This is a genomic window from Streptomyces sp. NPDC051217 (assembly GCF_044455465.1).
GTDB lineage: Bacteria > Actinomycetota > Actinomycetes > Streptomycetales > Streptomycetaceae > Streptomyces.
The window spans coordinates 62,287-85,265 of record NZ_JBITEV010000002.1; the positions used below are offsets into that span (position 1 = coordinate 62,287).

The following is a 22,979-nucleotide window of genomic DNA, read 5'->3' on the forward strand; positions in this document are numbered from 1 at the left end:
GGCAGCGAACCGCCCGCCCGGCCGCGCAGGACGGTGGCGGCCAGCCCCGTTGTTTGAAAGAAGGCGACGCCCGCGTCCTGGCAACGGTCGCGGATCCCGGTTACCCATGCCTGTTTCAGCGGGCGGTGGCGCGGGCCGGACTCACCGCCGGGCATAACCCAGTGAATACCGTCCAGGTCCAGGTCCAGGCCAGGCCGCAGCCCGGGCAGCGGTTCGCACGAGTGGCCGACGCCGTACGTGCGGCTCGGCCACCCGTCCTCGCCCATGAGGCGTGCGCCGCAGCCTTGGCGCGAGAGTTTCGTTTCCGTGCGGCGCCGGCCCCGTAGCGTCGCGGCATCTCATCCGGTGTCCATCCGAGCAGCAGCATCAAATCGCCGCTGTCACCGCCGGCCCGTTTCCATTCATACGCGGGTTGTAAGGCCACCGGTGGGTGTAAACGCCCGAAATCCCAGTCGCACGACCGAGTCGTTTCAGCATGATCTTGATGCCGTTGGGGGCGAGCCTCCTGACGCCGCGCTCCGCCAGCCGGAGATCAGGGGAATGAGGTCGACCGTGTTCGTGGACCTTGGGTCGTCATTAGCGAATTCTGTTTACGAATGCTGCCGGATTATTCGCCTCGGTTGCAGGGTCGGTGAGGAAGCGTTCCCATGGAGTGAGGGGTGAGCAGCTCCCTCACCCGGCTGGGCTCTCTCAGGGGATTGCCCCCCACTGCGATGCTTCTGATCGCTCTCTTCCACCACCTCGATCGAGGGAGTACGAACATGGCAGGGCTCGCATATTCCGTCCGTGTCGCGCCGTCCAAACCGGCAGTCTCGGATGATCTTCCGCCCGGCGAGGACCGGCGAATGTGGTCGCCTACGGCATCCACACTCATCTACGGTGATCACGACGCAGTGCTGGTGGACCCGCTGATGACTGTTGACGAGTCCCGGCTGCTGGCTGACTGGGCCGTCGAGCAGGGTAAGTATGTGACTGCCGTCTTCGTTACCCATGCGCACGGGGACCACTTCTTTGGCGCATCCTCGATCCTCGAACGCTTCCCGCAGGCGAAGCTGGTGGCAACGCCGGGCGTTGTCGAATACATGGCCGCCCAGTGGGGCCCCAAGTGGTTCGACGGCTTCTGGAGTCCGCGATTTCCTGGCCAGATCTCCGAGCAGCACCTCATCGCCGAGCCGCTTGAGGACGGGACGATCGACCTTGAGGGTGAAAAGCTTCACGCGATCGAACTCGGCCACACCGACACCGACGGCACCAGCGCGTTGCACGTCCCTTCGATCGGGCTGGTCGTGGCAGGAGACGCTGTCTACGGCCAGGTTCACATGTACATCGCCGAGTCCAAGGCCGCGGCGCGCGAGAGCTGGCTCAAAGCCCTGGACGTCATTGAGGAGCTCAGTCCCAAGGCCGTTGTGTCGGGGCACAAGCGAGACGGAGATCCGGACAGCCCCGAGGACATTACGCGGACTCGTCGCTACATTCACGACTTCTCAGCGGCAGCGGAGAAGGCGAAGGACTTCAGCGAGCTGTACGAAACGATGGTCGGTCTCTACCCCGACCGCGTGAATCGCGGCGTGCTCTGGAACTCCGCGAAGGGCGCCATGGCCTAAGGGCTGTCCGCTACAGAAGGTCGTCGATGGTGATCGGCAGCGAGCGGATGCGTCTGCCGGTGGCGTGGTGGACCGCGTTGGCCACGGCGGCGGCGATGCCCACCAGGCCGACTTCGCCGATACCCTTCGTGCCGATCGGCGAGAAGCGGTCCGGTCCGCCGACGAAAACGACGTCCAGATCTGGGATGTCGGCGTTGACGGGGATGAGGTAGTCCCCGAAAGTGCCGTTGGCGATGCGACCGGTACGCGGGTCGGTGATGGTGTCCTCGAACAGTGCCTGGCCGATGCCGCCGATCGTCGCCCCGATGATCTGGCTCCGGCCGGTCTTCTCGTTGAGGATGCGGCCCCCGTCGATGGCGGACACCACTCGCGCGATCCGCACCAGCCCCAGGTCGCGGTCGACCCGCACCTCGACGAACTTGGCTCCGAAAGCGCCGGACGGCGCCATGCCGACATCCTGCGGGGAAGCGGGCGCGCTCGAACCGTCGGCCGACAGTTCCGCCAGCCCGTGACGGCTGAGGATGTCGATGTACGACTCGCCCCGGGATGGCTCGCCTTTCACGTGGACGCCTCCGCCACCGGCGGTCACCGCGTCCGGCGCGACGCCGTGCAACGGCGACTCGCCGTCTTCCGCGGCGAGCTCCGCGAACCGGCGGACGAGCCGACCGCAGGCGTCGAACACGGCGTTCCCCAGAGCTCCGGTGAGTCCGGAGCCGCCCGCTTGGGGAGCGGCCGGCATGTCGGAGTCGCCGAGGTCGAAGCGGACCAGATCGATGGGGAGCCCGAGATACTCCGCCGAGATCTGGGTCATCACGGTGTAGGTGCCAGTTCCGATGTCGGTGACGGCGCTGAGCACCAGCGCGCTCCCGTCCCGGCTGACGGTGGCCCGCGCGGAGCAGGGCACCGAGTACCACGGGTAGCTGCATCCGGCCATCCCGTATCCGATGAGCCAGTCGCCGTCCCGCATGGAGCCCGGCTCGGGGTTCCGGGACGACCACCCGAAACGCTCGGCCCCGACCTGATAGCACTCCCGCAGCGCCTTGCTCGACCATGGCAGACCCGACCGGGGGTCGACGTCGGTGTAGTTGCGCAAACGCAGTTGTAGCGGGTCCATCGCCAGGGCGTAGGCCAGCTCGTCCATCGCCGACTCCAGAGCGAAATTGCCCTGGCCTTCCGCGGGGGCGCGCATCGAGCAGGGGGCGGGACGGTTCAGACGCGCCTGGACGTCCCGGGTGACCACGTTCCCGCACCGGTACGCGAACGCCGAGCCCGCGGAGACAGCCTCGTAGTCGTCGTCCTCCATGGCCAGCGACGAGACGGTGCGGTGGTCGATCGCCGTCAGTTCGCCGCTCCGGTTCGCGGCGAGCGACACCTGTTGCACCGTGTCCGGCCGATGTCCTACGCAACTGAACATCTGGGGCCGGGTCAGCACGAGCTTGACCGGCCGGCCGGTCCGCCGGGCCGCGACGACGGTGAGGATCACGTGCTGCCAGGCCCGCAGACCGGCGCCGAAGGCACCGCCCACGTACGGCACCAGGACGCGAACCGAGCTCTCCGGGACCTTGAAGACGGCGGCCAGTGTTTCCTTGACCATGGAAGGCCACTGGGTGGTGTCGTGGACGGTGAGCCGGTTCCGGTCCCAGATCGCGAGGGTCGCGAAGAGACCGAGCGGGCTGTTGGTGTTGTCCGGGGTGGTGTACGTCTGCACGACCTTCGCCTCGGCCGAGGCCAGGGCCCCGTCGGTGTCCCCGCGATCGCTGTCCGTCCCCCACGGGTCGATCACCTGCGGGGCCTTCGGGTCCAGCACGTCGAGCAACGGCTCCGTGCGCTCGTACTCGACGGCCACCAGCCGGGCCGCCGCCGCTGCCTGCTCGGGGCTCTCGGCGACGACAAGGGCGACGTGCTGCCCGTAGTGCCGGATGTGGTCGTCCTGCATCGGCGGCGGCGGTGAGGCGCCGAGCGCCGTCATGGGCCCGCGCTCCAGCCGCGGCATATTGAGGTGCGTGAGCACACTGATCACGCCTGGCGAGGCCTCGGCGGCGGCGGTGTCGATGCGTACGATGCGGCCCGCGGCCACTGTGCTCCCGACGAGCGCCGCGTGTGCCTGATGGTGGACGTTGAAGTCCGACGGATAGGGCGCGGCGCCCGCCGCCTTGCGGGGACCGTCCACACGGTTGATCCCGGCCCCGACGACTGCCTCGCTCATGCCGCCACCCCTGACACGGTGCGCAGTTCGCGGACGAGGCTGCGCTGCGCGAGTTCCACCTTGAACGCCGTGCCCGGCAGGGTCCACGCATCCTGTACGGCCACCCGCGCCGCTCGTCGGAAGGCTTCTGTACCGGCGGGCGAGCCGACGAGCTCACGCTCCGCGTCCAACGCCCGCCAGGGCCGGCTGCCGACCCCGCCGAGCCCGATCCTGGCCTCGCGGATGATCCCGTCGGAGATCACCAGGGCCACCGCGGCCGAGGTGAGTGCGAACTCGTAGGACATCCGGTCGCGTACTTTCAGGTAGCCCGAGACAGCCGCGGCGGGAAGCAGCGGGATCTCGACGGCGGTGATCAGTTCCCCGTGTACGAGGCGGTTCTCGACGTCAGGACTGTCCGATGCCAGGAGGTAGAAGTCCGTCAGCGGGATCTGCCGTTCGCCCGCGGGTCCGTGGATGTGCACCACGGCGTCCAGTGCCACCAGGGGGACGGCGAGGTCCGAGGCGTGCAGGGCGATGCACCGCTCGTTCGCGCCGAGGACGGCGTGCATACGGGGCACGCCCTCGACGGCCGCACAACCGGACCCGGGCAGGCGCTTGTTGCACTTCGGGACGTCGGGGTCCCGGAAGTACCGGCAGCGTGTCCGCTGGAGCAGGTTTCCGCCGATCGTCGCCATGTTCCGCAGTTGGGTGGACGCGCCTTTCAGCAACGCTTCCCGAACCAGGGGCAGTCGCTCGGCGACGGTCGGGTCGGCCGCCAGCTCCTCCATCGTCGTCAGGGCGCCGACCTGGAGCGTCTCGCCCCGCCGCTCGGTACCGGCAAGTGGGAGACGCGTGACGTCGACCAGCATGCCCGGACCGAGCACCCCGTCCTTCATCAGATCGAGCTGCGTCGTCCCTCCGGCCAGATACGCGGCGTCGGGACGGGCCGAGACCAGTCGCACCGCGTCGGCAACTTCCGTCGCCCGGACATACTCAAACGACCGCATTGCCGTTCCCCTCAGAAGCCACTTCCCGGACAGCCGCCACCATGTTCGGATAGGCGCCGCACCGGCAGAGATTTCCGCTCATGAATTCGCGGATCTCGTCATCCGTGCCGGCTCGTTGTTCATCGATCAGGGCAATTGCCGACATGATCTGTCCCGGCGTGCAGAATCCGCACTGGAAGCCGTCCCGTGCGACGAACGCTTCCTGCACGGGATGCGTCGCACCCGGGCGTGCGATTCCCTCGATCGTCGTCACCGCGTGGCCTTCGCACTGTGCCGCGAGAGTGAGACACGAGAGCACTCGCTTCCCGTTCACATGCACTGTGCAGGCACCGCAGGCTCCTTGGTCGCACCCTTTCTTCGTCCCCACCAGACCCAAATGATCGCGCAGTGCGTCCAGGAGCGTGACGCGCGTATCGAGGCTCAGGACGGATGGGCGCCCATTCACCATCAGTTTCGTGACGGCCTCCCATACTTCGGGAACCGCAGTTTCACGCGAGATGTCCGCGCCCATGCTCAGGCCTTCCAGGTAATGAGGCTCGCCAAGAGATCAGAGAGACAGTCAGGCGATGGCCGCGTAGGCGGTGACGTGCTCGATCCGTATCCGCACCAGCAACATGCCCGGAACGCTGTTGCGCTCCCCGAACTCCCGCGCACGGTCCTCACCCATGTACCGCGCGGCAAGACTCGTCGCCCAGGTGAGCAACTGACCGGGGTCTTCCGAGATCTCCACGCGTCCCCGCAGAACCACGAAGGAATAGGGGGGCCGCTCGTCGTCGACGCACAGCGCCGCCCGTTCGTCCCGCAGAAGGTTGCGGGCTTTCACCGTCGTATTCTCGGTGGTGAAAACGAGGTCTCCACCGTCAAGCAGGAACCACATGGGCGCAATGTGCGGGCTGCCGTCCGCCCGGACGGTGGACAGCTTGCCGGTGCGTGTGCCCTCGCTGATGAACGCCTTCCACACGTCCTCACTCATTTGTTCAGCCATGCCGGGCACAGTACGGAGCGAATATCAGATTGCTCTCGGGGCACGCCGCGCTTGGCCCGGAAACGGGGCGTCATTCACGCCACCGGCCAGGGGCGCGACGTGGCCGGCCCGGCCCCCGGCCGACTACGTCGCCTGAGCCGGTTGGGTCCCGGCGGCCCGTATCTGGGCGTAGACATGCGTGCGAAGTTCGGCGAAACGGGCATCGGCGCGGGTCTCCAGCTGGTCCCGCTCGTGGGGGAGAGTGATCTTCAGCTCGTCCTGGACCACGGTGGGGGACGCCGACAGCGTGAGTACCCGCTGTCCCAGGTACACGGCTTCGTCGATGTCGTGCGTGACGAAGAGGATCGTCATTCCGCGCTCCTGCCACAGCTTCCTGACCAGGTCCTCCAGCCCAGCACGGGTCTGCGCGTCGACCGCGGCGAACGGCTCGTCCATCAGCAGGACTTCCGGCTCGTAGGCCAGCGCCCGGGCGATCGCGACCCGCTGCTGCATCCCGCCGGACAACTGCCAGGGGTAGGCGCCGGCCGCCGCCATGAGCCCGACCGCGTCCAGCGCGTCCTCGACCAGTTCCCGCCGGCGTTGCCGGCCGAGGGACTTCTTCTGCCGGAGCGGCAGTTCGACGTTGTCGCGCACCCGCATCCAGGGGAAGAGGCTGCGGCTGTACTCCTGGAAGACCACAGCCATCCCGGGGCGTGGTCCGGTGACCGGGCTCCCGTCCAGCAGGACCTCGCCCGAGGTTGGTGCGAGCAGTCCGGCGACACACTTCAGCAGGGTGGTCTTGCCGCAGCCCGAGGGGCCGACCAGGCAGACGAGTTCGCCCGGATCGAGGGTGAAGGTGAGATCGCGCAGGGCCTCCACCTCTCGTCCGTGTCCCCCGTAGATCTTCCTCAGGCCCCGTACGTCGAGCATCGGGTGGCGTCCTTCTTTCGGTGTCATACGGCTCAGCCCGATCCTTTGGAGGCGCGCAGGCCGTGGTACCAGGCGAGCGCCCGGCGCTCGACCGCCTGGAACACGACCGACAGCAGGAAGCCGATCGTGCCGAGCAGCAGGATCCCGCTCCACATCTCGGGAATGGCGAAGCTTCGCTGGAACTGCACGACGGTGAAGCCGAGGCCGTTACTGGCGGCGGACATCTCGCTGATGACCATCAGGATGATTCCGATGGAGAGCGCCTGGCGCAGCCCGGCGAAAATCTGCGGCGACGCCGCGGGCAGCACCAGCCGCCGCAGTCGCGACACACCGGTGATGCCGTAGGAGCGGGCCGTCTCGGCGAGCACACCGTCCACGGCGCGCACGCCCTCGACGGTGTTGAGCAGGATCGGCCACACACACCCGGCCGCGATCACGGTGACCTTCATCGTGTCGCCGATGCCGGCGAAGAGCATGATGACGGGAATCAGCACCGGCGGCGGCACGGCGCGGAGGAACTCCAGCGTCGGCTCGGTGAGGGCGCGTACGGCGCGGTACGTGCCGATGACCACCCCGAGCCCGATCCCGGCGAGTGCCGCCAGGGCGTAGCCGCCGGTCAGCCGGAACAGGCTGGGCAGGACATCGCCGGTGAGCCGGTCGGTGGTCCATACGTCGTCGGTGACGGAGAGGATGGTGGACAGCGGCGGGGCGTAGATGCTCTGGCTTCCCCGGGAGCCCAGCCACCACAGCGAGGCCAGCAGTGCGGGCAGGGCCAGTGCGTGGAGCAGGCGTCGTACGATCCGCCTCACAGGGCCGCCTCCCCGCGCACGGACTGGTGCCAGAACAACGCCCGGCGCTCCACCGTCCGGGCGGCGAGGTTGATGAGCAGGCCGAGCAGGCCGGCGATCATGATGAGGGCGTACATCTCAGGCACGGCCTGGGACGTCTGGGCCACCGCTATCCGGGAACCGAGTCCGGGGGAACCGATGATCAGCTCGGCGGTGATGGCCAGGATCAGAGCGACCGCGGCGGCGAGCCTCACCCCGGTCATCACATACGGGAGCGCGGTGGGCCACAGAACATGGCGTACGCGCGCCCACGGGCCTAGGTTGTAGGAGCGGGCGGTGTCCCGCGTGACAGGGTCGACGTCCTGGATGCCGTACAGCACCTGGATGAGCACCTGCCAGAAGGCGGCGTAGACCACGAGCAGCAGTGTCGAGCCGAGACCGGTGCCGAACAGCAGCACAGCGAGGGGAATCAGCGCGACCGACGGGATGGGGCGGAGGAACTCGATCGTGGAAGCGGTCGCCGCCCTCAGGAACGGCACGCTCCCGATCAGCACGCCGACCACCACGCCCGCGACCACCGCGATGGCAAGGCCCAGAGCCCAGCCGGTGAGGGTGTCGCCGAGTGCCCGCCAGAAGGCGCGGTCGTTGAGCTCCACGGCCAGCGCCCGGACGATCCGGGACGTGGGCGGCAGATAGTCGGCGGAAACGACTCCGGTGCGCGGCAGCACCTCCACGGTGAGGAGGAGCCCGAGCAGGCCGGCCAGGCCGAGCGTCGCCGCGCCCGGCCCGGTCGCGGAGGGAGGCGGAGTCATGGCAGAAGCTCGTCCAGGTTGGGGACCTCGGTGAACAGGCCGTCCTGCTTGCCGAGTTCGGCGAGGGTGTCGATGGAGGCGCGGTTGGGCTCCGCGGGCCACTTGGGCAGGGTGACGTTCTTCAGGGTCGCTTCGGGGATTTTCGTGTAGGTGGTGATGACACGGCGTACTTCGTCGGGGTGGCTGTCGGCGTAGGCGAGGGATTCGCGGGTGGCGTCCTGGAACGCCTTCACCACCTCGGGGCTCTGCTTGGCATAGGCGGTGGAGGTGAAGTACATGGCCACGGTGAGATCGGGAGCGACGTCGACGTAGTTCGAGGCGATCACCCGTCCGCCCTTGGCCTTGATCGTGGCGAGCCCCGGCTCGACCACCCAGGCCGCGTCGACCTGTCCCGCGTCCAGGGCCGCGGGCATCTGATCGAAGGGAAGCTCGACGAACTCCACCTGGGACGGGTCGCCGCCCGCCTTCTCGACCGATGCCTTCACCGAGGTGTCACCGATGTTCTTGAGGGTGTTGACGGCGACCTTCTTGCCCTCCAGATCCTCGGCGGACCTGAGCGGGCTGTCCTTCTTCACCGTGATGCCGCCGAAGTCCGCTCCGTCCTCGCCGGTGGAGGCGACGCCGTTGGCGACCGCCTTGAGCGGCACCTTCTTGCTCTGCGCGACGAGCAGCGAGGTGACGTTGGAGAAGCCGAACTGGAAGTCGCCGCTGACGACCCCGGGCACGATGGCGGCGCCTCCCTGCGCCGGAGTCAGGGAGAGGCTGATGCCGTGTTTCTCGTAGAAGCCCTTCTCCTTGCCCAGGTAGATGGGAGCGACGTCGACAATGGGGATGACGCCCACCTTGACGGCGGTGGTCTTGCCGGAGCCACCGGCCGCTGGGTCCGCGCTGCCGGTGGATTCGGAGTCCGAGCACGCCGTGAGTCCGCCGACAGTCAGCGCGGCGACGGCGATCCCGGTGAGCAAACGACGCATGTGTAGCCCCTAGTGGTCATGTCCTTGACGACTGATGGGAAGTCCCGCGTAGTTGTCCGCCAGTTCGGCGGCCGCGTGACGGGAGGTGGTGATGCGGTCGAGCTGGGCCAGTTGGAGCCGGGTGTCGAACGGGCTCTGACCGGGGTCGGTGTGCAACGTGGTGGTCATGAAATGCGAGAAGTGCTCGGCACGCCAGACGCGGCGCAGACATGTGTCGGAGTACGCGTCCAGCAGGGCGGTGGATCCGCTGTCCTTCCACCCGGCCAGCGCCTCGGCGAGAACCACCACGTCCGCGACGGCCAGATTGAGACCCTTGGCGCCGGTCGGCGGCACGATGTGCGCGGCGTCCCCGGCGAGCAGCAGCCGGCCGTGGCGCATGGGCTCCGTCACCGAACTCCGCATGGGCAGAACCGACTTCGAGGTGATGGGACCACGGGTGAGGCTCCAGTCACCGTCGACAGCGAAACGGGCGTCGAGCTCGTCCCAGATCCGATCGTCGGGCCAGGCCGAGGCGTCCGTATCCGCCGGCACCTGGAGATACAGCCGGCTCACGGTGGGCGAGCGCATGCTGTGCAGAGCGAAACCGCGTGGCGAGTGGGCATAGACGAGCACCTCGCAGGACGGCGGTGCTTCGGCAAGGACGCCCAGCCACGCGTAGGGGTACGTACGCTCGAAGGTACGGGCGACCGAGGCCGGCAGCGCTGACCTGGCGATGCCGTGGTAGCCGTCGCAGCCCGCGATGTAGTCGCAGGTGAGGGTGTGTTCGCGACCGCCTTTGCGATAGTGGACCCGTGGGAGTTCCCCGTCCAGGCCCGTCACGGCCACCGCCTCGGCCTCGAAGACCAGCGGCGGGCCGTCCCTCAACTGAAGGCCGACCAGGTCCTTGACGATCTCGGTCTGCGCGTAGACCCACACCGAACGCCCGCCGGTCAGGGCCGGGAAGTCCAACCGGTGCGAGCGGCGGTCGAAGCGCAGCTCTATTCCGTCGTGCTCAAGGGCTTCGCGGTTCAGGCGTTCACCCGCGCCTGCGGCCCGGAGCACGTCGACGGTGCCCTGTTCGAGCATCCCGGCTCTCTGACGCCGCTCCGTATAGGCGCGGTCGCGGCTCTCCACCACCACACAGCCGACGCCGGCACGGTGCAGCAGCCGGGCGAGCAGAAGACCAGCGGGCCCGGCGCCAATGATGCCCACCTCAGTACGCATCCGTCACCGGTCCCTGCCCGTGCCCGGGAACGGGCCCGGAACGTGTTCGGTGCTCGGAGATCTCGGCCACAGTCCTTGCCTTCTCCGCCGGTGGAACGGATCCCACGTCAGGGCCCGCGTGCTCGAATGTTCGCCAGGTGAAGTATGGTCCACTATCGGGGGTTGAGTTTGGGGCAGCGCTGTCGGAGGTGTCAACGCCTCCGCGTCATCGGTTTCTTGGCAGGCGCGGTCATCCGTGTCTCGGCAGGCGCGACGGGACATGCGGGCTGCGGGCGATGGACTCCGGGCGATGGACTCCGGGCAAGGGGTTCCTGAAGCCTCGTCGACTGGTTGGACCCGGCGGCACGCCTCAGTTGAGGATTGCCGGGCGCCGCTCGATCGCCGCCGCCAGATCGGTCTCGATCCGCCCGGCGGTGACAGTTAGCTCCGGGAGTACATCCGTGCGCAGCTCGTCGGCGCTGCGGTGTGCCGCATGTGCGGCGACGTTCACGGCGGCCACGATGCGGCCGTCACGGCCCCGGACGGGGACGGCGATGGAGCGCAGTCCCTCCTCCAACTCCTGGTCCACCAGGGCGTATCCATCACTCCGAACGGCCCTGACCGCCTTGGTGACGGCGGCACGGGAGGTGCGGGTGTGCGAGGTGAGAGGCGTCAGGGCCCTGGGAATTCGGGCCGCCAGTTCCTCGTCGGGCAACCCGGACAGTGCCGCCCGCCCCATCGAGGTGGCGTACGCGGGCAGCCGGGTGCCGATCGCGAGGTCGACGCCCATGATGCGGGTGGCCGCGACCCTGGCCACGTACCTGATCTCCTCGCCGTCGAGCACGGCGACCGAGGCGGAGTCGTGCACCCGCTGGACCAGGGACGCCAGGTGCGGCGCGGCGAGTTCGTCGAAGGTGAGCCTCGACTGGGGCGCGTACCCCAGTTCCAGGACGCGGGGAAGCGGGGTGAAGCGCCGTCCGTCGGCGGATACGCAGACGTATCCCAGGTGCCGCAGGGCGAGCAGGCAGCGCCGCGCGGTGGCGCGGGCGAGGCCGGTGGCCTCGGCGACATCGGTCAGGGCGAGGCCACCGGGGAAGCGCAGGGTGCTCAGGACGGCCAGGCCCCGGGCGAGCGACTGCAGGAAGTCCGGTCCCAACTCGTCCTTGACAGCGCGCAGATATGTGTCGTCGAGCATCGGCGACAGCGCCGCGGCCCTCGCCTCGTCGCCGGGGTGCGCCAGCTCCGCCCCCATCTCGGCCGCGCACTCCCGCAGTTGGGGCAGCGCGTGCTCGGCGAGGCTGTCGGCGCTGTGCCGACTGGTGTGGCTGACCACGCTGACGGCGCAGAGGACCGTACCGTCCACGTCGTACACCGGCACCGCCAGGGCGACCAGGCCGGGTTCGATGAGCTGGTCGTCGAGGGCGTGACCGGCATCCCGCGCGGCGGCCACCCGGCGCTCGAAGTCCGCCGCGCCGCGCGCCGGTCCGCGGCTCAGGGGCAGGGCCGGAAAGGCCGCCTGGTTCGGCTGCTCACCCAGCCGCTGCCGCCAGCCGGTCCACCGGGTCTCGTTCCAGTCAACGGCGAACAGAGGGCCCGGCGCGCAGCGCTCGGCGGGCAGGAGGTCGCCGACGCGGAAGCTGACCACCATCGTGCGCCGCCTGGCGAACTGGGTGACGAAACGCGCCCCGTCCCTGTCGGGAACGCACACCGACACCGACTCGTCGAGCGCGTCGGCCAGCCGCAGAGCGTACTGGTCCACGGCATCGGGTACTCGGCTCGCGGCCAGATAGGCGTTGCCCAGCTCCAGCAGCCGCGGGGCGAGCAGCACGTCGCGGCCCTCGGCGCGCAGGTAACCGAGCCGGACCAGGGTGCTGATGATCCGGTCGACGGTGGACCGCGCCAGCCCCGTGGCGCGGGCGAGATCGCTGGGACGCATGCGCCGCTCGCGGTCGGCCGACAGGGCGCCGATGACGGCCAGCCCCCGCTCCAGGGTCGCCACGGACTCCCCCACCGGCTCAAGAGTCGGCTCGACAGGCGGCTCGACAGGCGGCTCGACCGCCTGGGCAGCGGTTGGGGTACGCGGCATCGGATGCCCTCCTGCTCTCGTCCTAGGGGCGCACGCTACCGGTGGCTCCGAAACCGTTGACACGGCCGAGCCGTTCGGACAACACTGCAAGCGCGCTCATGTATGAACAATAGTTCACTTGACGAACAGGGTGGGAGCGGGTGGACAAGGTGGTGGCCACCGCAGCCGAGGCGGTGGAGGGCATGGCGGACGGCGCGTCCCTGGCCGTCGGCGGCTTCGGACTCAGCGGGGTGCCGAACGTACTGATCCAGGCGCTGTACGAGGCGGGCACAGGCGCCCTGCATGTGGTCTCCAACAACTGCGGCGCGATGGAAAGCGGCCTCGCCGTCCTGCTCGCCGCCGGCCGTATCGCCCGCGTCACCGGCTCCTACATCGGCGCCAACCGGGAGTTCGCCCGCCAGTACCTCGCCGGTGAGGTGGAGGTCGAGATGATCCCGCAGGGCACGCTCGCCGAGCGGTTGCGGGCCGGCGGCAGCGGCATCCCCGCCTTCTACACCCCCGCCGGTGTGGGAACCCAGGTCGCCGACGGCGGCATGCCCTGGCGTTACGACGGTCGCGGCGGCGTCGCGCTCGCCTCGCCGCCCAAGGAGGTCCGCGACTTCGAGGGCACCTCCTACGTCCTGGAGCACGCCATCCGCACCGACTTCGCCCTCGTACGGGCGGCCAGGGGCGACCGGCACGGCAACCTCGTCTTCAACAAGTCCGCGCGCAACTTCAACCCCCTCGCCGCCATGGCCGGCCGCGTCACCGTCGCCGAGGTCGAGGAGCTGGTCGAACCGGGCGGGATCGACCCGGACCAGGTCCATCTGCCGGGGATCTTCGTGCAGCGCGTCCTCCCGCTCACCGCGGCGCAGGCCGTGGAGAAGCGGATCGAGCGCCGTACGACCCGGGGGGCGCGGATCTGATGCCGTGGACACGCGAGGAGATGGCCGCCCGCGCGGCGGCCGAACTGCGCGACGGCGAGTACGTCAACCTCGGCATCGGCCTGCCGACGCTGATCCCCGGACACCTGCCGCCCGGCGTCGAGGTGGTCCTGGAGTCGGAGAACGGCATCCTGGGCACCGGTCCCTTCCCCTGCGAGGAAGAGGTCGACCCCGACCTCATCAACGCCGGCAAGGAGACCACCACGGTCCTGCCCGGCGCCTCCTTCTTCGACTCGGCGCTCTCCTTCGCCATGATCCGCGGTGGTCACATCGACACCGCCGTACTCGGCGCCATGCAGGTATCCGCCACCGGCGACCTCAGCAACTGGGCGGTACCGGGAAAGCTCATCACCGGCATCGGAGGCGCCATGGACCTGGTGCACGGCGCACGCCGCGTCATCGTGACCATGACCCACACCGCCAAGGACGGCAGCCCGAAACTCGTCGAAACGTGCACCCTTCCGCTCACCGGCAGGGCATGCGTCGGCCGCGTCATCACCGACCTCGGTGTGCTGGATGTGACACCGGAGGGCTTCCGGCTCATCGAGACCGCCCCCGGAGTCACCGCCGCCGACATCGCGGAGCGGACAGCCGCCAGGGTCCACATCACCGCGTCCGACGAATTCGCCGGAGGGGTCCACTGATGCCCGCACGCCGTGAGGTCCGCGTCGTGGACGCCGTACGCACCCCGGTCGGCGGGTACGGCGGCGCTCTCGCCTCCGTACGCCCCGAACGCCGACCGATCCTCCACACAACTCACGGAGCCGCCGCATGACCACCCACGCCCTGCCCGACGGGTTGTCCCAGCAGGAGATCGACGCCGAGATCGCCAAGGCCCAGGCCGTGTCCAGCCCGTCGCACCATCCCCCGCGCGACTACCCGCCGTACCGCAGCAGCCACTTCCGCCACCCCACTCAGCCGCCGATCCCCATCCGTGACCCGGAAGCGGTCGAACTGACCGGCCCCGTCTTCGGCACCACCGACGTGACCGCCCTCGACCATGACCTGACCCGGCAACACCAGGGTGAACCGCTCGGCGAGCGCGTCACCGTCAGCGGCCGGATCCTGGACCGCGCGGGACGGCCCGTGCGCCGCCAGCTCGTGGAGCTGTGGCAGACCAACGCCTCCGGCCGCTACGCCCACCAGATCGACCAGCACCGGGCCCCGCTGGACCCGAACTTCACCGGTTTCGGCCGCTGCCTGACCGGCGACGACGGAACCTACAGCTTCACGACGATCAAGCCCGGCGCCTACCCGTGGCGCAATCATGTGAACGCCTGGCGCCCCGCACACATCCACTTCTCGGTCTTCGGCACGGCCTTCAATCAGCGTCTGGTGACGCAGATGTACTTCCCCGGCGACCCCCTGTTCCCCTACGACCCGGTGCTGCGGTCCGTCACCGATCCCGATGCCCGGGAGCGGCTCGTCGCCGCCTACGACCATGAACTGTCCGTCCCCGAGTGGTCTCTGGGCTACCGCTGGGACGTCGTCCTCGACGGCCCGGCCGCCACCCCCTTCGAGCCCGGATCCCGGCCCGAGGAAGCGAAGGTCCGATGACGACCCGGCCGCCCACCCCTTCCCAGACCGTCGGCCCATTCTTCGGCTACGCGCTGCCCTTCGCGGGCGGCGGCGACATCGCCCCGACCGGGCACGCGGACACGATCACCCTCCACGGCCACGTCCACGACGGCGCCGGACAGCCCGTCCCCGACGCGATCGTCGAGATCTGGCAGGCGGACCCCCGGGGCTCGCTCTCCGGCGCGCCCGGCTCCATGCGCCGCGACCCTGTCACGGGACAGGTCATCGGCCGCGACGGCGTGGAGTTCACCGGGTTCGGCCGCGTACCGACCGACGCCGACGGGCACTGGGCCGCCCGCACCCTCGCCCCCGGCGCACATCACGACCGCGCCGTTCCGTACTTCTCCCTCGCCGTGTTCGCCCGCGGACTGCTCCACCACCTCTGCACCCGCGCCTACCTGCCCGAACACGCCGACGCCCTGGCCGCCGACCCGTCGCTGGCCACGCTGGCGCCCGAGCGCCGGGCGACACTCCTGGCACGGCGCGAACGGCACGCGCTGTACCGCTTCGACATCCGCCTTCAGGGCGAAGACGAAACGGTCTTCCTCGACTTCCCCTACGAGCCCGGGCCCCTCGGGGGTGCCCGCGGGTGAACCGCTCGACGCCGGACCGAGCTCACCCCACCCCGACGCCGACCTCGGCTCCGCGACGCCGCACAAGTCCAACCCGGTCCGCCCACGCCCATTGCCGCCAACGCACGCCAACTCCCCGCCCTGACAGGGATTTCGCATCGAGAACCGTCCCGCCACGCGGCAGGAGAACACGCCATGACCCCCGCCCGCCCCCTGCTCCACCACCGTCTTGACGGACCCCCCGGGGCGCCCCCACTGATCCTCGGCCCCTCCCTGGGCACCTCGCTGGCCCTGTGGGAGCCGCAACTCACCGCCCTCGCCCGGAACTACCGGGTCCTGCGCTACGACCTGCCCGGGCACGGCGCCTCTCCCGCGGCCCGGCTCCCGGATCTTCGGCCAGGCCGTACGACCGTCGACGACCTGGCCCGCCTCGTCCTGGACCTCGCCGACCACCACGGATGGCAGACCTTCCAATACGCGGGCGTCTCCCTGGGCGGTGCCATCGGCGCCCACCTCGCCGTCCACCACCCCCAGCGCCTGGCGTCGCTCGCCCTGGTGTGCTCCTCCGCCCGCTTCGGCGAGCCGGCCGCCTGGCACGAACGGGCCGCGCTGGTACGCGAACGAGGCATGCGCCCCCTCCTCGACACCACTCCGCGACGCTGGTTCGCCGCCCCCGCCACGGCGGCCACCCTCGTCGGCAAGGCCCTCCTGGCCGACCTCGCGAGTACCGACCCGGGCGCGTACGCCGCCTGCTGCGACGCGCTCGCCACCTACGATCTGCGCGCGGCCCTGCCCCGGACAGACGCCCGCACCCTTGTCGTCGCGGGCCGCCAGGACCCGGCCACCCCGCCCGCCCACGCCCGTGAACTCGCGGACGCCATCCCGTACGCGAGCCTCACCGAGATCGCCGGCGCCGCCCACCTGGCCGGCATCGACGCCCCCGCCGCGGTCACCACGGCGCTCCTGGCCCATCTGGGAGCCGACCGATACGACGCGGGGACCGCCGTTCGCCGCGAGGTGCTCGGCGACGCCCACGTCGACCGGGCCAATGCCCGTACCACCCCACTCACAGCGGCTTTCCAGGACCTGATCACCCGCTACGCCTGGGGTGAGATCTGGACCCGGCCCGGACTGGACCGGCGCACCCGCAGTTGCGTCACCCTCACCGCCCTCATCGCCCACGGCCACCACGACGAACTCGCCCTCCACATCCGGGCAGCCCTCGCCAACGGCCTCACCCCCGAAGAGATCGGCGAGGTCCTCCTGCAGTCCGCCATCTACTGCGGCGTCCCGGCCGCCAACGCCGCCTTCGCGATCGCCCAACGTGTCCTCGACGACGAAGACGTCAGCAACCCTTCCGAGAAGTGACCCCGCGGTGACGGCCGGATCGGCGAGGATCGGGGCACGTCGCCGAGGGTGCGGCGTGCCTGGGGGCTTCGATGGGCGACGGCGTGACGGTACGCAGAACGAGGGTACGCACGGGCGAGGTCGGCTCGCTCGTGTGGAAGGGGGACGACCTGCTCGACCCGGTGGGCGGTTGGCGCCGCTGGTCGCCGGACGGGACCGAACACCGCCGTGCACGGCGCCCGTACGGCAGGTCGTACGACCGCGCCGTCACATCGCCGTCCGGCCGCTGGACCGTGGTGTACGCCGAGCGCGGGACCAAGGCCCTGCTGCTCGACGGGCAGCGGGCGGTCCGGGAACTGCGCAGGGACGACTACCGCGCCTCGCAGTTCGACTACCCGGTGGCCCTGGGGATGTTGACGGACGGCCGGGAGGTGCTGGTGCACTGCCCGGAGCGGTTCAACCGGCTACGGATCGAGGATGTCGCCACGGGCGAGTGCCTGGCCACGGGCTCCGGGGAGCCCATGTCGAGCCTGTTCCACTCACGGCCCGCGGTCAGTCCGGGCGGGCGGTGGATGATGTCGGCCGGCTGGGTGTGGACCCCTGCGGGTGTCTGCCCGGTCTACGACCTGGACCGCGCGCTCGCGGACAACTCCGTGCTGGACGGACGCGGTCTCGTGCCCCACTGGCCGCTTTCCGACGCCGAGGCGGACTCCGCCTGCTGGCTCGGCGGCGACCGACTGGCCCTGGCGACCGGCGACTTCGGCGGCGAGCCGGACGAGGACGACGAGGAGGACGACGACATCGACCTGGGCCAGCACCAGCTCGGCGTGTGGTCCCTCTCCTCGGCCACGTGGCTCTACCGCCACGACCTCTCCGGGCCGATCGGCACGATCCTCGGGTGCGGCGAAGCGGTCCTCGCGCTGTACGGGCACCCGCGTCTTTTCGACATCCGTACGGGCGGGCTCGTCGCCGAGTGGCCGGAGCTGGCCATGTCCCGGCGGCAGGGCGCCTACGGCGGGGGTTCGGAGGACTCACCCGTCGCCGCCGTCCACCCGGACGGCACCCGGGTGGCACTGGCCGTGAAGAACGGCATCGCCGTCATCCGCATTCCGTAGGGCCGTCGGGAGCGTCCACAGCGGTGAGACGGTGAGGATCCGCCGATCGACCGCCGATCCGCGAAGGAGCCGGATTCTCAGTTGCGCACCAATTCCGGTCCGATTCTTTGGGCGGTCCGCGCGTCCGCGTGAGCCGATCGCCACGGGATTCGGCTCACGGATCGGTCCGGAACGTCAGTTGTCGCCCAGGGTGCGGTCGAGGAGGGGCAGCAGGCGGTCCCAATGGTGTCGCAGCGCGGCGGGGTTGAAGGCGTCGGTGTCGGACATGGTGAAGCCGTGGACGGTACCGGGGTAGATCTCGGAGGTGTGGGCGACCCCCGCCGCGTCCAGGGCCTGGTTGAGCTCGCCGAGGGCCTCGGGCGTCATGTCGCCTTCGGCGTGGCCGAAGTGGACCTGGGCGGTCAGCTTTGCGAGGCTGTCGGGCCCGTCGGCGCCCACGGGTCCGTGGAACGCGGCGACGGCTGCCACCTGGCCGGGGTAGGCCGTGGCGGTACGTACAGCCACGAGGCCCCCTATGCAGTAGCCGGTCACCGCGACCGGACCGGGGCCGACCTCGGGCTGGGTGGTGAGGAAGCTGAGGTAGGCGTCGGCGTCGCTCAGGACACGTTCGGCGGTGTGCGCCTCGATCAAGGGCATCAGTTGGGCGAAGACCGCGGACCGGACCTCTTCTCCGATGTGCTCGGGAAGTTCGATCACCGGTGCCGGGCCGTGCCGGTAGAAGAGGTTGGGGACGAGCACGTAGTACCCGTGCCCGGCCAGTTCACGGGCCATCTCCCGCAATACGGGGCGGATGCCGAAGCCGTCCGCGTACATCAGCACCCCGGGGTGGGGCGCGCCATCGTCGGGGAAGGCGGCGAAAGCGTCGGCCTGACCGTCCGCGGTGGGAATGTGCGGGGTCTTGGTGAGCATGAGGTCTCCTGTCGTGGTTGATGTGTCCAGCTGTCATCAACACGACAGGAGGCGGAGCGCGCGCAACAGCGTCGGCGTCGGCCCCTCGATCCCCCAGCGGGCCGGCACCGGCCCGTACGGCGCTCAGAGGAGCGCCGGGTCACCGATCCGTGTGTGGCGCAATGCCGTCCCGGTAGTCATCGCCGCGTAACTTAGCCCACCGGACAGGATTTTTGCCAGTCCTCCCCCGGTTCACAGTGCTGCTCACGAGACTGGTCTTGGTCAGCACCTCGGCAACCCCGCACACTCATCCCCGCATGTCAGTCCTTCCTGCTGTCCCAGGGATTCCCGATCCAGCCGTCGAACGAGGGGATGAGCGCCGCGAGGGCGGCTCCAAGCCGCCAGTCCAGGTCGGGTGCGTTCAGATGAACCGTGTCGCCCGACGACCTGAACTCCAGCGGCACTTGTCCGCCGGCACGCCACTTGATGCGTCGGGGGCCGCGCGGGAAGTCACCACCGATGCCGCCGCTGAACAACGGGGAGATGAGGACGAAGGGCAGCAGGGGCGAGAAGAACCACCACACGCACCACCAGAAGAGCCGGCCCTTGTACCCCACGGCGTCGGGGGCGCCGGGGCGGCTCACCGTCCAGCGTGTGCGTATGCCCCGGCTGAACGCCTTGTCGCGGGTGATCCGGCCGAGTGTTTCGCCCTGTGGGCCGAGCACCTGGAACTGTGACCGCCGGCCTCCGGTGAGGGTGACAAGGGTGGCGACCCGGGTCTGTCGGTGCTCGTCCGTCCACAGGACGAAGGAGCGGGCGCCGCTCTTCCGGGCCGCGAGGTAGGCGGATATGCCGCCCGGCGCCAGTTCGCGTTCCACGTAGGCGACCGGTCGCGAGGAGCCCGGTCCGTCGGAGAAGTCGATCCGGCAGTCGAGCTGCCCGCCGGGAGTCGTCCGCAGCCGCCGCAGCGCTCGCAGGGTCAGAGTGCTGGTCACCCGATGGGCTCCTTCTCATGTGTTTCTGTATACGGCTGTGCCTGTATACGAATGTGTCTGTATACGTCGGTCAGGCACCGCTGTCGCTCCTGACCTCGACGGCGGCGGAGAGGTTCGGTGCCGCGCCTCTGGCGAGTTCACCGGCGTGGACCAGGTCGGCCCCCTCCGCCACGACGATGCTTGCACGATCATGATGAAGGCCCGCACCGACCACCGGGTGCTGAGCGGCCACCGCCTCGTAGGCGGCGATCGCCTCGGTCGGGAGGGTGCCGTCGAAGCCGGTCCGGACGGAAAGCCCCGGCCGCACACCTCGCCCCGTTTCGACCTTCAAGGACGACACGTCCGAGAGCGGCCGGTGCCGGCCGCCGGCGGAGACCATGTCCTTGAACACCGCCATCGCGCCGGTGGCATCGACCGCGGTGACCTCGGACCGCCAGCCATCGGTCCCTTTCCGGGACGCGTCATTGATGTCGCCGGTCACCACGTGGTCGTCGGTCGTCAACGACCGCCAGAGCGCCATCACTTCACGGGTGCGTTCCTTGTCCGCGACGACGGTGAACGTGATGCCGTCCGCCGTGATCCGGCCGGTGACGTTGTTGTGCCGGGCGACGTACTCCCTCAACTCCTCCGCCCTTGCCGACACATGGTCCGCCGGTGTGTCCTCCTCCAGGACCAGCACCCCGGTCGTCGTCCCGCTGAAGGGCAGCGTGTTGTTCTTGGTGGTGTGGATTCTGGCCACGTCCGCCGTGCCGACCCAGTCCTCTTCGAAATCCGCTGCGAGCGCGGTGCCCTTGTCGATGGCGCAGCCGCTCGACAGCGGCAGGGCCAGCACGGAAGCGACGGCCGGTATCAGCCACCGCACAGTGTTCTTCCTCAGAGCGGTCTTCTCCTTGAGAGCGGGCGGAGCGGACCAGATCGCTCAGCCTGGGACGGGGCCCGCCACGGGGTCCGGAGGCACGTCCGGCGTAGCCCCTTCTGCGGTCACCGGTTCTGGAGCCCTCATCCTCTCCCCCGGGGAGGACGAAGCGTGACATGCGATGGGCAGAGCCGACCGCACCGGTGCCTCTCCGCAACGAGAATGCCGGTTCGGGGCGATCTCCGGCCACAGTTGACGTGGAAGTGGCGTCATCCCGGGACGTCCCAGGCACTGACCTGCTGGGACGTCGGCTGCCGAGTCCGTACGGCGGGACGGCCGCGAGCGGGGATGGCCGATTCTGTACGCGGCGGGGTCGCCGTACCGTGAGCGCCCTGATGATGGAGAATGAGGCCGGGACACGGGGGGCCGGACTTGCGGCCCCTGACGCGAGCCGGGGGAAACATGTCGCGTTGGAAAGAGCTGCCCGCTGAACTGCATCCAGACGTACGCCAGTTGATCGTGCGACTGCGCGGACTGAAGGACCGCGGCGAACTGAGCACACGTCAACTGGCCACGAAGAGTGGGTACAGCGCGAGGTCGTGGCAGCGGTATCTGAACGGCAGGTCACTGCCGCCCCGGGAGGCAGTCGAGGCGATGGCCCGCATCGGCGGTGACGATCCGACCCGGCTGCTGGTGCTGCACGAGATCGCCGCCGAACACTGGGCGGAGGGACGAGGCGCCATCACCGGTGCCCCGGAAAGCGGCCCGGAGAGCCCCCCGGTGACGCCGTCATCCACGCCCACGGAGCGGCAGCCGTACGGGCCTTACCCGCGCATCCTGGTCGCGGTGGGAGCGGTGGCCCTGGTGCTGTCGGTCTCCGCGGCCGTCCTGCTGGCCGTGCAGCTCGCCGACACCCGCGCCAAGCTCGCAAAAGAACGGGCCGGTAGGACCTCGACGGCCCCGGCCATCGTGTCGGAGTCCTTGGTGCCGGTCATCTACACCTGCCGGCTGGAGCAGCGTGACGGCCGCTGGTACGCGGGCCTCAGCCGCACCACCGACACCATCGTGGCGTACACCCACGTGGGGCCGGTGGTGGCCGAGGCTCAGTGCCTGCTGCGCCGGGCGGGCATCGCGCCGGGAGAGATCGACGGCGTCTTCGGCCCCCAGACGCAGCGTGCGGTCGTGCGCGTCCAGAAACGGTACGGGCTTGTCGTGGACGGTGTCATCGGCCCGCACACCTGGAAGGCCCTGCGCGAGGCGGCGCCGGAGTGACCTCGGAACACACCCGACTGACCACGGTGCTGCGGGAGTTGCGGGCCCGTACGGGTCTGAGCCTGGTGGCGCTGTCGGAACGCACGGCGTACAGCAAGTCCTCGTGGGAGCGCTATCTCAACGGCAAGAGCCTGCCCCCTCGTCAGGCCGTACAGGAGCTGTGCAGGCTCGCGAACGAACCGGACGGGCGGCTGTTGGCCCTGTGGGAGATCGCCGAGTCGGACTGGAGCGGACGCGCGGCGGTCCCCGCTCCCGCCGCCGGGGAGCCGCGGTCACAGCCGCGGGAGCCGACGCCGCCTCCCGAGACCGGGGGGCCGCGCGGACGCAGGGACGGGCTCATGGTGGTGCTGGCGTCGGCGTGCGCGGTGATCGTCGGTGGTGTGGCACTGGTGTTCTTCCTGCTGCCGGACCGGGAGGCCCCGGAGGCCGAACCGCCATCCGCCTCCGCCCCGTACTCCCTCGCCCCTCAGTGTCACGCGGCCGCCTGCGAGGGCCTGGACCCGATGCGCCTGGTCTGCGGCATCGACCCCGACAACCTCACCACGTACCGCACCGCCACCGGCGCCCACGTGGAGCTGCGCTACAGCGAGAAGTGCGGCGCGAGCTGGGCCCGTGTGTGGGGAACCCGGGTCGGCGACCGGGTGGATGTCACGGCGGCCGGCCCGACACACGACGTACGCATCGAGGACATGGTGGACGCGGAAACCTACGTCTACACCGAGATGACCGAAGCCCATCCGGGCAGCACGGTCCGGGCCTGCTTCCGGCCCGCGTCGGCCGACGGCGAACGGGAGTGCGTGGAGGCCCGCGTGAACGAGGCCGCCGACACGACCCGGCCACCCTCACCCACGTAGCCTCAGCCCTTCAACAAGGGCGACAGCCTCTCCGAGCAGTTACGCGT

At 69.8% G+C, this 22,979-nt stretch carries 23 protein-coding genes and 1 pseudogene; 10 read left to right on the top strand and 14 right to left on the bottom strand.

Going from position 1 to position 22,979, the window contains the following annotated elements:
• Positions 1–65 precede the first annotated feature (65 nt).
• Positions 66–266, bottom strand: a pseudogene (locus tag ACIBBB_RS05325) (DUF5131 family protein); the annotation flags it as partial.
• Positions 267–659: 393 nt separating this feature from the next.
• On the opposite strand from ACIBBB_RS05325, the gene ACIBBB_RS05330 reads away from it, so the two are divergent.
• Positions 660–1,604: an MBL fold metallo-hydrolase gene (locus ACIBBB_RS05330; protein WP_398978955.1), complete on the top strand. Its 945-nt coding sequence runs from the start codon at positions 660–662 to the stop codon at positions 1,602–1,604.
• 10 nt (positions 1,605–1,614) lie between these two features.
• On the opposite strand, the gene ACIBBB_RS05335 is transcribed toward ACIBBB_RS05330, so the two are convergent.
• The 10 genes from ACIBBB_RS05335 to ACIBBB_RS05380 form a co-directional block, all read right to left on the bottom strand.
• Positions 1,615–3,810, bottom strand: a complete 2,196-nt coding sequence (locus ACIBBB_RS05335) for a xanthine dehydrogenase family protein molybdopterin-binding subunit (RefSeq protein ID WP_398978957.1) — start codon at positions 3,808–3,810, stop codon at positions 1,615–1,617.
• The gene (locus tag ACIBBB_RS05340) at positions 3,807–4,796 is read right to left on the bottom strand and encodes an FAD binding domain-containing protein (RefSeq protein ID WP_398978958.1); all 990 of its coding nucleotides are present in this window, start codon (positions 4,794–4,796) and stop codon (positions 3,807–3,809) included. The genes ACIBBB_RS05335 and ACIBBB_RS05340 overlap by 4 nt, the downstream gene beginning before the upstream one ends.
• Entirely contained in the window at positions 4,783–5,307 is a 525-nt protein-coding gene (locus ACIBBB_RS05345) for a (2Fe-2S)-binding protein (protein ID WP_398978960.1), read from the bottom strand. Before ACIBBB_RS05345 ends, ACIBBB_RS05340 begins: the two co-directional genes overlap by 14 nt.
• 48 nt (positions 5,308–5,355) lie before the next feature.
• On the bottom strand, positions 5,356–5,781 hold the full coding sequence (locus ACIBBB_RS05350) for a PPOX class F420-dependent oxidoreductase (protein ID WP_398978962.1): 426 nt from the start codon (positions 5,779–5,781) through the stop codon (positions 5,356–5,358).
• A 123-nt stretch (positions 5,782–5,904) separates the two neighbouring features.
• On the bottom strand, positions 5,905–6,690 hold the full coding sequence (locus ACIBBB_RS05355) for an ABC transporter ATP-binding protein (RefSeq protein ID WP_398980029.1): 786 nt from the start codon (positions 6,688–6,690) through the stop codon (positions 5,905–5,907).
• A 32-nt stretch (positions 6,691–6,722) separates the two neighbouring features.
• Positions 6,723–7,499, bottom strand: coding sequence for an ABC transporter permease (locus ACIBBB_RS05360; RefSeq protein WP_398978964.1), 777 nt, complete (start codon positions 7,497–7,499; stop codon positions 6,723–6,725).
• Entirely contained in the window at positions 7,496–8,290 is a 795-nt protein-coding gene (locus tag ACIBBB_RS05365; protein ID WP_398978966.1) for an ABC transporter permease, read from the bottom strand. The genes ACIBBB_RS05360 and ACIBBB_RS05365 overlap by 4 nt, the downstream gene beginning before the upstream one ends.
• Positions 8,287–9,264 (bottom strand): ABC transporter substrate-binding protein, encoded by a 978-nt coding sequence (locus ACIBBB_RS05370; protein ID WP_398978968.1) that lies wholly within the window; start codon positions 9,262–9,264, stop codon positions 8,287–8,289. The genes ACIBBB_RS05365 and ACIBBB_RS05370 overlap by 4 nt, the downstream gene beginning before the upstream one ends.
• A 9-nt stretch (positions 9,265–9,273) precedes the next feature.
• Positions 9,274–10,467: a 4-hydroxybenzoate 3-monooxygenase gene (locus ACIBBB_RS05375; RefSeq protein ID WP_398978969.1), complete on the bottom strand. Its 1,194-nt coding sequence runs from the start codon at positions 10,465–10,467 to the stop codon at positions 9,274–9,276.
• A gap of 349 nt (positions 10,468–10,816) precedes the next feature.
• Positions 10,817–12,532, bottom strand: a complete 1,716-nt coding sequence (locus tag ACIBBB_RS05380) for an IclR family transcriptional regulator C-terminal domain-containing protein (protein ID WP_398978971.1) — start codon at positions 12,530–12,532, stop codon at positions 10,817–10,819.
• Positions 12,533–12,672: 140 nt separating this feature from the next.
• Here ACIBBB_RS05380 and ACIBBB_RS05385 point away from each other — a divergent pair, with 140 nt between their 5' ends.
• The 7 genes from ACIBBB_RS05385 (at position 12,673) to ACIBBB_RS05415 (ending at position 18,067) form a co-directional block, all read left to right on the top strand.
• Positions 12,673–13,437, top strand: a complete 765-nt coding sequence (locus ACIBBB_RS05385) for a CoA transferase subunit A (RefSeq protein ID WP_398978973.1) — start codon at positions 12,673–12,675, stop codon at positions 13,435–13,437.
• Positions 13,437–14,099: a 3-oxoacid CoA-transferase subunit B gene (locus ACIBBB_RS05390; protein WP_398978975.1), complete on the top strand. Its 663-nt coding sequence runs from the start codon at positions 13,437–13,439 to the stop codon at positions 14,097–14,099. Before ACIBBB_RS05385 ends, ACIBBB_RS05390 begins: the two co-directional genes overlap by 1 nt.
• Positions 14,099–14,230, top strand: coding sequence for a hypothetical protein (locus ACIBBB_RS05395; protein ID WP_398978977.1), 132 nt, complete (start codon positions 14,099–14,101; stop codon positions 14,228–14,230). The genes ACIBBB_RS05390 and ACIBBB_RS05395 overlap by 1 nt, the downstream gene beginning before the upstream one ends.
• A complete protein-coding gene (gene pcaH / locus ACIBBB_RS05400) occupies positions 14,227–15,012 on the top strand; it encodes a protocatechuate 3,4-dioxygenase subunit beta (protein ID WP_398978979.1) in 786 nt (261 codons plus the stop codon). The genes ACIBBB_RS05395 and pcaH overlap by 4 nt, the downstream gene beginning before the upstream one ends.
• Positions 15,009–15,626 carry a protocatechuate 3,4-dioxygenase subunit alpha gene (gene pcaG, locus ACIBBB_RS05405; RefSeq protein ID WP_398978980.1) on the top strand — a complete coding sequence of 206 codons (618 nt, stop codon included), beginning with the start codon at positions 15,009–15,011 and terminating at the stop codon, positions 15,624–15,626. The genes pcaH and pcaG overlap by 4 nt, the downstream gene beginning before the upstream one ends.
• A 174-nt stretch (positions 15,627–15,800) precedes the next feature.
• Positions 15,801–16,973 carry a 4-carboxymuconolactone decarboxylase gene (gene pcaC, locus ACIBBB_RS05410; RefSeq protein ID WP_398978982.1) on the top strand — a complete coding sequence of 391 codons (1,173 nt, stop codon included), beginning with the start codon at positions 15,801–15,803 and terminating at the stop codon, positions 16,971–16,973.
• A gap of 83 nt (positions 16,974–17,056) precedes the next feature.
• Positions 17,057–18,067, top strand: a complete 1,011-nt coding sequence (locus tag ACIBBB_RS05415; protein WP_398978983.1) for a hypothetical protein — start codon at positions 17,057–17,059, stop codon at positions 18,065–18,067.
• A gap of 174 nt (positions 18,068–18,241) precedes the next feature.
• Here the strand turns inward: ACIBBB_RS05415 and ACIBBB_RS05420 are convergent, their stop codons facing one another.
• The 3 genes from ACIBBB_RS05420 to ACIBBB_RS05430 form a co-directional block, all read right to left on the bottom strand.
• Positions 18,242–18,976, bottom strand: coding sequence for a dienelactone hydrolase family protein (locus ACIBBB_RS05420; RefSeq protein ID WP_398978985.1), 735 nt, complete (start codon positions 18,974–18,976; stop codon positions 18,242–18,244).
• Positions 18,977–19,275: 299 nt separating this feature from the next.
• Positions 19,276–19,950 carry a hypothetical protein gene (locus ACIBBB_RS05425; RefSeq protein WP_398978987.1) on the bottom strand — a complete coding sequence of 225 codons (675 nt, stop codon included), beginning with the start codon at positions 19,948–19,950 and terminating at the stop codon, positions 19,276–19,278.
• 70 nt (positions 19,951–20,020) lie between these two features.
• The gene (locus ACIBBB_RS05430) at positions 20,021–20,812 is read right to left on the bottom strand and encodes a hypothetical protein (RefSeq protein WP_398978989.1); all 792 of its coding nucleotides are present in this window, start codon (positions 20,810–20,812) and stop codon (positions 20,021–20,023) included.
• Between the two features lie 456 nt (positions 20,813–21,268).
• On the opposite strand from ACIBBB_RS05430, the gene ACIBBB_RS05435 reads away from it, so the two are divergent.
• Complete coding sequence (locus ACIBBB_RS05435) at positions 21,269–22,078, top strand: peptidoglycan-binding protein (protein WP_398978991.1); 810 nt, start codon at positions 21,269–21,271, stop codon at positions 22,076–22,078.
• Entirely contained in the window at positions 22,075–22,932 is an 858-nt protein-coding gene (locus ACIBBB_RS05440) for a DUF2690 domain-containing protein (protein ID WP_398978993.1), read from the top strand. Before ACIBBB_RS05435 ends, ACIBBB_RS05440 begins: the two co-directional genes overlap by 4 nt.
• The last annotated feature ends 47 nt before the right edge of the window (positions 22,933–22,979 follow it).